Annotated in this window: 8 protein-coding genes; all 8 read right to left on the bottom strand. The window is 56.5% G+C overall.

All coding sequences use genetic code 11. The features are described 5' to 3' along the window. Window positions 1–57 precede the first annotated feature (57 nt). The 8 genes from ACFSKT_RS06475 to ACFSKT_RS06510 all read right to left on the bottom strand — a co-directional run bounded on the left by ACFSKT_RS06475 (window position 58) and on the right by ACFSKT_RS06510 (window position 12,862). Window positions 58–1,764 carry an ABC transporter substrate-binding protein gene (locus ACFSKT_RS06475; protein ID WP_377716703.1) on the bottom strand — a complete coding sequence of 569 codons (1,707 nt, stop codon included), beginning with the start codon at window positions 1,762–1,764 and terminating at the stop codon, window positions 58–60. A gap of 578 nt (window positions 1,765–2,342) precedes the next feature. Next, on the bottom strand, window positions 2,343–4,406 hold the full coding sequence (locus ACFSKT_RS06480; protein WP_377716705.1) for an alpha-glucuronidase family glycosyl hydrolase: 2,064 nt from the start codon (window positions 4,404–4,406) through the stop codon (window positions 2,343–2,345). Between the two features lie 36 nt (window positions 4,407–4,442). Next, window positions 4,443–6,188 (bottom strand): SGNH/GDSL hydrolase family protein, encoded by a 1,746-nt coding sequence (locus ACFSKT_RS06485; RefSeq protein ID WP_377716707.1) that lies wholly within the window; start codon window positions 6,186–6,188, stop codon window positions 4,443–4,445. Window positions 6,189–6,332: 144 nt separating this feature from the next. Continuing rightward, window positions 6,333–7,280, bottom strand: a complete 948-nt coding sequence (locus ACFSKT_RS06490) for a carbohydrate ABC transporter permease (protein WP_377716781.1) — start codon at window positions 7,278–7,280, stop codon at window positions 6,333–6,335. Window positions 7,281–7,296: 16 nt separating this feature from the next. Continuing rightward, window positions 7,297–8,208, bottom strand: a complete 912-nt coding sequence (locus ACFSKT_RS06495; protein WP_377716709.1) for a carbohydrate ABC transporter permease — start codon at window positions 8,206–8,208, stop codon at window positions 7,297–7,299. After that, window positions 8,205–10,757, bottom strand: a complete 2,553-nt coding sequence (locus tag ACFSKT_RS06500; RefSeq protein ID WP_377716711.1) for a DUF5696 domain-containing protein — start codon at window positions 10,755–10,757, stop codon at window positions 8,205–8,207. Before ACFSKT_RS06500 ends, ACFSKT_RS06495 begins: the two co-directional genes overlap by 4 nt. Before the next feature lie 16 nt (window positions 10,758–10,773). Next, entirely contained in the window at window positions 10,774–11,361 is a 588-nt protein-coding gene (locus tag ACFSKT_RS06505; RefSeq protein WP_377716783.1) for a YIP1 family protein, read from the bottom strand. 28 nt (window positions 11,362–11,389) lie between these two features. After that, a complete protein-coding gene (locus tag ACFSKT_RS06510; RefSeq protein ID WP_377716785.1) occupies window positions 11,390–12,862 on the bottom strand; it encodes a hypothetical protein in 1,473 nt (490 codons plus the stop codon). Between the last annotated feature and the right edge of the window lie 17 nt (window positions 12,863–12,879).

Consider the following 12,879-nt stretch of genomic DNA (forward strand, 5'->3'; position numbering starts at 1 on the left):
GCAAAGCACGCGGCGTAAGACGCCGGTGCCCTGCGCGCGTTCTATGGGCCGCGATCGTTATTCGCCGCTCGTCCAATTCTTGATCCGCCATTGAATCTGCTCGTTGATGCGGTCCTCGTAGGCCTTCACGTTGATTTTCTTGTAAGCCTCTACGTATTCGTTCCACACCCCATCGAACTCGGCTGCCTTGGCCGTAATCGCTTTTGGCAAGAACTTGAGCGATGTATCCGACATTTGTTTGTTGGCGATCGAGGCATCCGAGCCTTCGATCAGATCGATCTGCCATGCCGGGTAGAATACGTTATTCTCCGGCGGCGGCGAGAAGAAGTCGGTCCACGTTTTGTGTCCGTAGGCATCGAGCAGCTCCTTGTCTTCCGGTTTGAGGGAGGCATAGAACTCATCCGGTTGAAGCCCCGCGCTGGTCGCGTTGCCATCCGAGAACGTGCCTTCCATCTTCGGCAGCGCGCCCAAGAGCGCATCGGCCCGATTAGCCAATTTCCACGTCGGGTCTTCCTGCTGCTTGCGCTGCTCCGGCGTCCGGTAGAATTTGCCGCCGTCGCCGACCATGTAGTCGACGCCTTCCTCGCCCCAGTTCAGGAGCTTCTGGTACTTCTCGTCCATGAGGGCGTCGAGGAATTTGATGATCCGCACCGGATCTTTGGCATCCACGCTGATCCCGAATCCGTTGTTCAAGTTCGGAACGGGCTGTTCGAGATACCAGTCTTTAATACTGGTGTCGTAGACTAACGGGAATCCGACGTAGGTTTTGCCGATCTTGCCCTGGCTCACGAGCGTATCTTCCGCCGGTTGGAAGTTCCAGTGCTGATCGAACATGCCGAGCACGCGGCCGGAGGACAGCTTCGCCAGATACTGGTCGTAGTTCTGGATGAAGGCTTCTTTATCCATGAGCCCTTCGTTATAGAGGGCATTCAATTCCTTGTAGTAGCGTTTGGACATCTCCTTGTCGGCAAAAACGGTCGCCACCCCGTCATCCACCACGACGCCGCCGTCGTTTGGATGGCCGGTCAGATGCTCGGGCGCGTTCAGCAGCGGGAAGGTCCGCCAGTCGAACGCCAGCGTCGTATAGCCGATGGTCGGCTGACCGTCGATCGTCGGATGCTTGGCCGCGTAATCGCGGATGAGCTTCATGTAATCATCCAGCGTCTTCGGCGTCGGATAACCCGCTTCTTTCAGAATATCTTTCTGGATCCAGAAGGCGGGACCCGAGTAGCTGTTGAACTTGGGCTCCCCGGTCACGACGCCGTAATTCGGCAGCCAGTAGATATGACCGTCGCTGGAGTCCTTCATTTTGTTCCACGCTTTGGCGTAGTGCTTCTTCAGGTTCGGCGCATGCTCTTCAATCAGGTCCTCCAGCGGAATGACGGCGCCCGCCGCGACCAGCTTCGTATCGGCCGTGATCAGATCCGGGTAATCGCCGCCTGCGATCATGACGCCGAGCTTCTGCTGCAGATCGCCGACGAGGAATTCCATATTGAGCGATACGCCGAGCTCATCCTTAATTTTCTTATAGATCCGGTTATCCGGCGTCGGCGCCTGGTTCGGCGTACTAATGAAAGCCGAGAGCGTAACCGGCTTCGTTTCTTCGGCGGCTTCGCCGCTGCCATTGTTGCTTGTCGGTGTCGAGGGCGTGTTATTACCGCCCTTATTGCCGCCGTTATTGTCACTGCAGCCGACAAGCGCCATACTCAGCGCAAGCGCGAGCGACATGGAACCCCACAATTTCTTATTTCTCTGCATAACCATCCCCTGCTCCTCCTTTAGCCATCCAACCTTATCTTCGGCTTGCATCCACCGAGGATATCGTCTTCTTGTAAAAAGTGTAGCGCTTACAATAAACGACAACAACCGGACGGAATAAAGGTCAATCACCTGTCTATGTATAGGTTGCGGCCTATTCCCTCCCCCTTCCGAAGGGCTCTGCCCCTTTGACCCAACTTTTGTTGCTCCCTCCCCCTTCCCCCTCCGCCGAGGGGAACCAAAGGACTTCGCCCTCTGGACACCCTTTTCGTGCTTGCACGTTTGTTCGCAGTCAGCGGATGGGCTTGAGCGAGGCACGCTTTTGTCCTTGCGGACAAAGCTTACGTGGTTTTGGAGGCATTCCCAAGATATACGCCAGTCAAATATGGGCCACAGGTGACGCGTTGTGCCTTGGGTGGTGCCTCCCTTTTGCCTGCTCCTAAGTTTCTCTCTGCTGACCCTCGCTTTCGTCCGCTTCTGCGGGCACGCTTTACGTTTTTAGCTACACTAGGAACGGTCGCTTATTTCTCGAAGCAACAAAAAATCCTTCGAAAAGATTCGAAGGATTCACCGCTATATTTCTTCTAAGCATAGATACCTCGGTTATGCTCATCGGGAATGCCTGATTTGCGGTAAAAGTACGTGTTGACCTGATCTCGCCATTCCCGCGCGTGCTTCACTTGTTCGCGCAGTCGATCCCGCACCTGTTCGAACCGGTCCGCATCCAGCTTGTGCTCGAGCGAGCTCCATGCGTTCAACAGCTCGACAGCCTGAAGTACGCCTTCGAAGCGGGTGTCGTAGATATGCTGGATGACCGTCTTGCCCGTCTTCAATCTGTACGTATACGGAACATGGTGGAAGAACAATAACAGTTCATCCGGGCAGCTCTCCAAATTCTCGTACAGCTCGGCATTCGGCTCGAAATATTGCGCCGTGTAGCGCGTTCCGGTACGTACCGTTCGATCCACCCCGATCCCGTAACGGTCCGCAAAGTGATAGGTCCCCCAGCGGGAATACTCGTAGCCGTCTACATTCGGGCCGTAATGGTGATCCGGGTTGACCATCCAGCCCACGCCGAGCGGCGCCGTGTATTTCTCGTAGATGCGCCATGAATCCAGCAGCATCTTTCGTAGGGTCTCCATCACGTCGGGGTCTGCGCCGAACGTCTGGCCAATCCATTCCCTCGCAATCTCCTCGGCCGTTAACCGCGGGTTCCAGGCCAGCCTGCCGAATCCGTATAGATTCGCTTGCGCAAGCACGTGTCCCGTCCAATTGGGCGCGTCGCCAATGTTCGATACGGCCGCGATGCCGCCGCGACGACTGCCGAACAATCGGCCTCCTACCACATTGGCGACGGTGCTGCCGGCCCCATGCGCATGCGTATCGAAGTCCAGCACTTCCTTCCACTGCGGGACCAAGAAGCATAGATGGCGCTGCTGCCCCGTATATTCTTGGGTGATCTGCAGCTCCAGCATCTGATTCGTCGCGGGCATCGCGCCGAATAAGGGGGAGACAGGCTCGCGAACCTGGAAATCCATCGGACCGTTCTTAATCTGCAGCAAGACGTTGTCCCGAAACTTCCCGTCCAGCGGGGTAAAATGGTCGTACGCGGCTCTGGCCCGGTCTGTCGTGCGGTCGCGCCAGTCCTGCTGGCAGTTGTAGACGAAGCAGCGCCAGATGACCAAGCCGCCGTATGGCGCCAGCGCGTCCGCCAGCATGTTGGCGCCGTCGGCATGATCCCGGCCGTAGGTGAACGGTCCGGGTCGTCCTTCGGAGTCGGCTTTCACCAGGAAGCCGCCGAAGTCCGGGATGGCCCGATAGATGTCTTCGACCTTCTCCTTCCAGAAGCGTCTGACGCGTTCATCAAGCGGGTCCGCTCCGGGTAAGCCGCCGAGCTGCATCGGGCTGGCGAAGTTGACGCTCAGGAACGTGGATATGCCATATCGCCTGAAAATGTCCGCGACTCTGGCGACATCCGGTAACAGCTTTTCCGCAATGAGTAGGCTTTCGACCGTATGCACGTTGACGTTGTTGATCGCTATCGCGTTGATTCCAACGGACGCCAACAGGCGGGCATAGTCGCGAATACGGGACATATCCGGTACAAACTCGTTATTCCGGAAGAAAATAGATCGGCCTGCATAGCCGCGTTCAATCGAACCGTCCATGTTATCCCACTGATTAAGCATCCGTAATTCGTTCGACGGCGCTTCATTAATCGCCAAGCCGGAAAGCTCCTCGCCGCATTGCATCAACCGAAGGAGATGATAGACCGCATACAAAGCCCCTTTAGCCGATTGCCCGGCCACGATCAGCCCGTGCTCATCTTCTGCCGGCATGCTTCTAATGACGTATCCGTCCCCGGATCCGGCCGGTCCCGCCGGCTCGATCGGCAAATCGTCCATTTGCCCGCGAATGCCGAGCCGAATGCCTCCCTTTCCCGTGTATGCGGCAGATCTACGGGGTCGTACGCCGAGCATCGCTTCAAGTCCGTCCATCAGCTCTGCCGCCGCGGTCTGGAGCACTTCGTCCGCCGGATCGGCGACGGCAATCTCCTGCCCCCATTGCCGGTAGTCCTCCAGTCGCTTACGGTCCGTTATCGGCGTGAAGCGCAGCCAGCAAGCATCCCAGTTCGCCGTGTCATTCATTGCGCGAAACCTCCACTAGTATCGTTGATAAATGCATTACATCGTATAGCCGAACCCCAGAATCGTAAATTTCTGATGCTCATGCCCGGGGGCCATCCGGATCTCCACCTGATGCTCGCGCGACGTCTCCTCTTGGTAGAGCAGAACGGGATTGCAATGCGTCCAGTTAATCTCGTGCGGGTCGGCGAGTCTCGCCATTCGCCCGTCCACCCATATTTCCGCGCTGCCGAAGTCGGGGCGACCCGAGTCTTTAAAGACTAGAATGAGATTTCGGCTCGTGATCGTCATGACGAAGCTGTCATGGCCGGTATCGCCCGCGTGCATCCAATTGTGCGGGAAATGCGGCGTGCCGAAGGGATCGTCATCCATCTCCGCTAGCTGCAGATCGGTATCGGTTGCCGTGAAACCGCCTGCTTGGATAGTGGCGATGCCGTCGTAGTTGGCTCTGTCGAGCAGACGCATCTGCGCGAAATCGCTGCCGATCAGCGGCGGTTGATCCAGCGCGATATCCTCGCGATCCTCCTCGGACCGGTCGGTTACGGCAAATAGATGACGTAAGCAATCCGCCATGATCGTATGACCCGCATTGGTCGGATGATAGATATCATAGAAAAACTGCCGCTTGCTGATGACATTCCCCTCTTCCTTCTTCAGACGGAATTGATCGACGACCGCATCCTTCACGCTGACCATCGGCAGCCCGTAATGCCAACCGATCGGGGCAAGCCGGTCTTGAAGGTTCCAATCGTTGACGAAGACGCTGAACAATAAGATGACCGCAGGCTTGTTCTTTGCGGCGAGAATTTTCAAGCAGAGGCTTTCATAGCAGTTCCCCTTCGTTTCGTCCCCGGCATCATTAACGGCAAACTCGACGATGACGATATCCGGCTCCGCGGTACCGCCACGCAGGATGTCTCGGTCATAGCGAACGACGCCAAGCTCGGACGGCGTTCCACCCAAGCCTCCCTTGATGAACCGAATATGGTCTCGATCCGGATTGCCGAACATTCGCTCGAACGCCAGATAGGACTGATAGGCGTAGCAGTTCGTATGGAGCGGCTTCGCTCCGGCGCCATGCGTAATCGAACCGCCGATGTAGGCGATGGTGACCGCTTCGCCTCGCTTGGCTTTCGCGATCGCCGCTTTCAGCCGCTTATTGTTCCCCGGACTAACCAAGGATTTCGCGATCATCGCTTGATAGTCTTCCGATTCCACGTTGACCGCCGCCTCCGGCAGCATCTCCTGGACCTCGTAAGGTTCATGTAGATATAACATCACGCTGGCGGTAGCCAAGACGCCGGCATGCTCGAATTCGAAGGCGATTTTGCCCGGAACGTCGTCGTCCGAGGACCAGGCGATTTCATCCAGCATCACGATCGTCTCCGAACCATCGGCTGGACAAGGAAGGCGAAGGCGGGTACCCGTCTCGTATTTGCTCGTCCTTCCCCAATTCTCGAGCACGAACACGACCGAGGAATCCGCGTCTTCCCCTGCCTTCACGCGTACGCCGATACTGTGCACGAGCCTGCGAAATCCGGCGCAGTCCTTGAGCAGCTGTAGGATAAGGTCATCCGTCACGCCGCCCGCGACTCTCGCCAAGTTCATGAGCTGCTCACCTTCCAGGTAGAACTCCTGACTGTTCGTGCCGTTCCCCCGTGCCGCAGCCTCGATATCCATGTCATAGATGATATAGAACCCGCTGCGCTTGGCTGCCGGATCTTGCGGCGCTGCAGGTCCTTGATCTCCGGTAACCGCAAGCTCTTCCGAACGATTCTCCTTCATCGCCCAACTCCCCTTCCCATCCTCGAACTTGTGTCTTTGCTATAGAAGTCTATCTATTCTATCCTTATCTCCGCGAAGAAGCATCCAGCGGTCCTCCTATCCCGGAAGCCCTGCTGGATGCTTGTGTTGACGTAAGGCCTGCGACTACCCGACAAGTCCTGTCCGTTCGATGCTTTCCACGAAATAACGCTGCACGAACAGGTATAGAATGATCAGCGGCAAGATCGCCAGCAGAATACCCGTGTCCTGCACCATGCTCATATAGAACGGGTCGGCCTTCGAATTCTCGCCATCGGAGAGGAAGATCGACAGGTTATACGGCAAGGAGCTCAGCTGCGTCGACATGACCTTGCTGGACGTGAGATACGTCGTCGTGAAGAAGCTGTCGTTCCACTGCCAGACGAACGAGAAGAGCGTCACGGTCACGATCGCCGGAACCGCGTTCGGCAGCATAATCCGCAGGAACGTCTGGCCCACGCCGGCGCCATCCATATAGGCCGCTTCTTCGACCTCCTTCGGAATGCCCCGGAAAAACTGCCGGAAAATAAAGATGTACAGGCCGGCCTTCAACGAATTCGCCGTAATCGACGTTAAGATGAACGGCCAATACGTGTTGAGCAGATTAAGCGATTTGCCGGTGAGCAAAGGGATGATGCCCATGAGCGTGAAGTCTTTCAGATTCAAGTAGATCGGGATCAGGATCGTCGTAGGCGGAACCATAATGGTCAGCACCACGCCGCCGAACAGCAGCCCGCTTCCCCTGAATTTGAGCCGCGCAAATCCGTAACCGGCAAGCGCGCAGGAAGCCGCGGTCAGAATCGTCGTCGACGACGACAGTACGAACGTATTCAGCAGCGTATGCCAATAATCCATGATCGAGATGGCCTGTTTGAAATTGTCCAGCGTATAATTCGCCGGAATCCAGACGACGATCGGCGAATACAGATCGGTTTTGTCCTTGATGGCGGTCGAGATTTTCTGCAGGATCGGATAGAGAATGACGAACGACAAGCCGACGATCAGCGCCAGCCTGACGAACGACCACAGCCCTCGCTTCCAGCTCTCCGCCGATAACAATCGGGCGAATATCAATGTACTCACGCTCCTTCTATTCTTGGTAGAACACCTTCTTGGACACCAAATACGAGCTGACCAAGAGGATGATCATGATCGCGACGAAATAGAGCCAGGCCATCGCAGAGCTGAGGCCGAAGTTAAACGTCGTAAAGCCCGTCTCCCGGATTAATTCCGTCATGTCGTTGCGCGCGAAGGAGTCGATGATCGTATAAATCATATTGACCAGAATGAGCGGGCTGACCATCGGGAACGTAATCTTCCAGAATGCTTCATAGCCCGTCGCCCCTTCCATCTTGGACGCCTCGTAGAGCTGGGGCGAGATCGACTGAATGCCGGCCAGGAAAATCAGGATCTGCACGCCCGATTGGCTGACGACTTGATAAATGCGATCGACCGCGCCCGTCAAGTAGTCGGTGATGGTCTCGCTGACGCCGGCATTCATCATCATGGATGCCAGCTCATAGGAGCCTAACCCGCTCAGAATGCCGGAGCCCGCGTTCTGGTCGTTGACCGCCTGAATCAGGCTGCTCGATTCCAGGGTCATAATGACCCCCGAAGCCAGGATGACCGGCAGGAAGAAGATCGATCTGGCGATCGCCCGGCCGAAGAACTTCTGATTCAAGAGGACGGCCAGGAATAAGCTGAAGATGACGATGAGCGGCACGTTGACGACCATGTCCAGGATCGATTCGGTCAAAATCCGGTTAAAGCTCGTGTTGACCGTGAGCGCTTCCTTATAGTTGGAGATCCCGACGAAATCGATCCGCATCCCTTCCGAGTTCGCTTCAATGGCGCTTAAGCTGTAGCGAAAGGAAGAGATGAACGGAATCAGGAAGAAGAATAGAAAGCCGAGCAGCCAGGGCAGAACGAAGAGAAAGCCCCATAACGACTTTTGCTCCGCATAGGTGCGCGGCTTCATGCCGAGCTTCAGGATGTTTTTCATGTTTGTTCACCGCCCGTGACGTAGCTCTCGGCTTCAACCGTCTTGCCGTCCACCGTGACCGAAGCGCGATTATAATTGACGATCACATAATAGCCGTTCTCGTAGACCGTCTTGAATACGCCTTCCTCCAGCTTCTCATGACCGGCGATCCGTTGGCCCTGGACAGGCTTCAGCACCTGATTGACTTGCTTGTAGATGTCTGCCGCCTTGTCGATCCATAGTCCGTAATGGACGGCGTAGAGATGGTTATATTCCGTATCCTTCACCTTGTAGTTCGGCGCGTAGATCCATTCGAAATACACATTCGCGCCGTACTCCAGACTTTTCAGCACATACTGCCGTTCATTCGTATAGGTGGATAAATTGTAAGGCGCTCCGGCATAGTCGACATACCCGCGGACGACCAGCGGATAGAACGGAATTTCCTCATCCTCCAGCTTGAAGCCGCTGCTGGATAACGGCGCGTTCGTAAGGTCCGTCAGGAATGGGAGCGCATAAGCGTTGCCTCCGCTTGCCATCACGCGCGCATGCGCATCGCGGACCTTGATCAGCGCTTCCTTCGAAATCCCCTCGGATTCCGTCCGGTCGATCTGCTTCCCTTCCCGATAATCGCTGCTGAGCGAATCGGCCAAATCGCGAAGCGCGATCCCGCCCGCCTGATAGTCGCGAAGACCCTCAAGCGTCGAATCCACATAGTCCGGAACCACCCTCGGCGAGATCACATAGGACGGAGACTTCTGTCTGTCGCGCCGGTTCAAAGCCAGATCCAGCGGATAGAGCTCGGCCGGCACATCCCGCAGCGTGCGCGACGCTTCCTTGTTCTGATCGAAATCCGAGCCCGAGTTAGCGGCCAAGAGCGCTACGTCCGGGAAGAAGCCGACTCCCTTGTCTTGCGCGAACGCGATGAAATTGCGCATGCCTTTGCTCCCGCCGATCTCGCCGTCGACTTTAATGGAGTCCGGTACTTTATGGTCGAGCCCGTCGTTGAACCAGCCGGCATACCGGAGCTTAATATTGGCGATATCGCGCGCCTGCATCTCGCTGACGATGTGCTGCGCCTGCTCCCACGTCGTCAGCGGCTCCAGCGACTTGTACGGAATGCCGACGACATGCTTCTTCTTGGTGATGCCGCCGACCAGCTGCAGATAGAACGGCGCATTGCCCGGCTCCTCGCCCTTCGAAGGCTTGGGCAGACCGTCGTTCTTCTCCAAATATTGCCGGTAATAGCGGGCCATCCCTGTATAGGAAGCCTCATCGCCGCTTAGAAACGCGTAACGCACCTTATAATCGCTCTTCATCGGACGTTCCTGAAACTTCGGAAGCGAGCGCTGCTGGCCGTTCGCATCCAGCGTGACCTCGCCTTTGTTCACCACGAAGAAGCTTGGATAGACATAATTGTAGCCGTTCAGCCGGCCGGCGATATCCGCGTTGATCGTGGCGACCGACGCCCCTTCTTCTATAATGCCAAGGAAGGCGCGGCCCTCCCGGATGATGCCGAATACCGGAAGCCGGACTTCCTGCTCCCTTGAAGCGTCTTCCGTTCTGTCCAGCGTCTGATCCGCGCCGTAGACGAACTGCTGGTAGGCCGGATACTGCGTCTTCCCGTTGTTGAAATGAATAAGCGCGCCCGCGCCATCCGGGACGAATAACGAACCTTTATCGCTTGCGCCGCCCGCGCCGAAGAAGCTAAGGACGGAGATCATGTTGACCGGGTATTCCTCCGGATACCGAATGCCGTCGACCGGCACATGAACGACAAGGCTATCGCCATCGAGCGTATAGTTCATCTTCGCTTGGAATATTCGAGGCGCCGGCTTCTCCTGCGTGAAGTTCAGCTCCGCCATATCCTTCTGCAAATCCTCGTCCGTATAGCCGGCTTGCTCGATCGCGGCCAGCGCCCGCTCCAGCTGCAGCCCGTTCAGCGCGTTGTCGTTGCGCTCGTACGCCGGTTGATCCTCCTTCTGCGTGTACGCGATCTTTAGCGCGCGCTGACCGGCTTTATCCAGCTTGCCGCTCAGCTCCTCGAAGCGCGCGATGCTCAGCATCTTGGGCAGGTCCTCCGCCGTCTTCTGGGCGGTGCCGAATTGGTAGCTGACGCTCACGCCGCCTTCGATCGGTTCGAACTTGATCTGCTTATACTTGACGCTATCGGTGTACGTATTGATCGCATTGATCTGCCCGAAGCTGTTATAGAAGTCGAGCTTCAGCTGCGCGGACAATAAGTCCTTGTTCACGCCCGCGGCGAGCTTATCCGAGCTTCGCTCGAGCGGGTTGCTGTACCACACCTCGCCCGTCCGTTTCTGAAGCACGGCGATGGCGCCGGATGCTTCATCGATGAACAGCCGCAGCTGCTCGCTCTCGGCAACCCCCTTCATGCCGCTTACCCGGGAATCCGTGAAGGAAGCGTTCAATGCCTTTCCTTGCGTAAAAGCGGCCACGGCCTCGCTTCCCTCTTGCGCCTTGCCGCCCGACTTGGCATCGGAGCAGCCTGTCATCATGATTCCGGCCAGGAAGCATGCGCCGAGCAGGGTATATCTAGCGAACCCCATGTCCATGCCCCCTCCCTTAACTGCGAAGTACGATTTCTTGATAAATAATCGACACGAACGCGACAATCTGCTGCATGAGGCTAAAGAACAGCATGCATAAGAAGGCCATAAACCCCATCGCCACGATCGTTAACACACCGGTCGCGATCGTCTTCATCGGCGAGTATTGATGCACCGTCATGTTGCCGACGAACATCAGGAACAGGAACCACGCCACGGCGACGCTGCCGGAGAAATAATAGAAGCTGGTCTCCTGAAGCGAAATGACGTTGCTGAGCCAAATCCACGGGAAATGGATCAACACGAGCGGAATCAAGGCAAAGCAGGTCGAGGTGAAGATCTCTTCGAATTTCCCCTCCCCGTCCATAAGTGTCGTGAGCGACCAATTCGCCACGCACCAGAATAAGACGGGCACGACCACATAGACGATCTCCATGAGGCTGTTCATGTTATCCGGGTTGACTACGTTGACGAGAAAGCCGCTGTACTGCGTCTGCATAATATTCGTCAACGCCAGCAGGATGAGAATCGCGAAGGCAAGGATCAGGTTCGTCTTCCGGCTGCGCTCGTATTTTAAATCCCAATAGCCATTGAACGGGTGCATAATCACATAGAACGGATAGCTAACGAGCTCACGCTTCCATGGGAACAATCTTCTTCCCTCCCTTGTGCTTCAAGTACCTTCTGATGAAGAAGAGCGCCAGCGCAAGCACGGCTGCGCCGGTCATAATCGCCGTGAAATGTTCCCGCAGCACTTGCTTGCGATAGAGAAGGAATGCCTTCGAATATCCCCGCTGATCCATGCTCTGCTTGAAGTATTTCATCGCCTCGCCATACTCTCCTTGGCGAAGCAGCGCCTTGCCGATGCCCGCATAAGCGAACTCCAGGTTGGCATTCATGTTGATCGTCTTCTGGAACAACTCGTAAGCCTTCTCTTCCTCGCCCTTATAATAGCTGCGAACCGCTTCATTCAGCGTCCGGCCGTATTCCGTCGTCTGGAATACCGTCAGCTCGCCAAGCGCTTTATCCAGCACGACATAATCGTCCCCGATCCGCTCGATCGCGACCGGCGTATGGAATTCGCCGAGCTGATTGCCGATGCCGCCGAATACGTACATGAAGTGGCCGTCGCCGCTGTACGTGAAGACCCGGCCGCGCGTCGCATCGAGGATGGCGAAGATTTCGCTGTCCGCGACATCGATATCCGCCAAGCGTGTAGGACCGTCGAGCGTCGTGAAGCGGATATCGCCTTCCGGCGGAAAGTACCCCTCTCGCCGCAGGATGTCGCTGCCCTGCGCGTTCAGCTTCTTCACGTTATCGCTCGCCTGGCCATTGGTCGCGTAAATGAACCCTTCGTCGTTCATGTCCAAATTCGTGAATTCCGTCGGCGTGAACATGACCATCTGGCTGCGCTGCGCCCTGGTCGAGAGCATCTTCCATAAATAATCGGTCGGATCGAAGTTGACGCGATTGGCGCCGATAAAGGACGTAAAGTCGCCCGAGGCGCTAAATTCCATGAAGCCGTCGTAGACGCCGGCCGCCATGACGTAGATCCGCTGCGCCTTGTCCGCGACCACCCGAACGGGTTCGAAGTTGAATCCTTCCGCCAGCAGCTCGGATTTGGGCGAGTCGATCACTTTGACGACGTTGTCGTCTTGATCCAGATGAACGACGCGCTTGTTGCCCGTATCCGCCACGATCAGCTCCTTCCGATCGGTCACGAATAGCCCCTGCGGGTTCAAGAAGGCTTCCTGCTTCCCGTCCCGCCGGAAGGAATCGATGATGCGAACGAGCTTGAATTGCCGATCCAGAACGATGACGCGGTTGTTGCCGGAATCCAGCACGTAGACCTGTTCGTCTGCGCTCACGAATAGATCGGACGGGTCCTTCAGCGCCCCGGTTCCCAGCTTCGCGCCGTTCAACAAAGCGGTCGCCTCGTAAGCTTTCGGCGCGGCCACCGTATCGCCCCAGAACGAATAATTGTAAGAGCTGGCACCGTCATCCGCATGGACTTGCGTGACGCTCGCTCCGAGCGCTCCGAATCCGATCAGGCAGCCAAGCGCAAGGAGGAGGCATCCTCTTAGGTGCGCAATCCGTTTAAGCATCATGCTTTGACTCCCTT

Source organism: Paenibacillus xanthanilyticus, from assembly GCF_042682185.1.
In the GTDB taxonomy this organism is placed as follows: domain Bacteria; phylum Bacillota; class Bacilli; order Paenibacillales; family Paenibacillaceae; genus Paenibacillus_Z; species Paenibacillus_Z xanthanilyticus.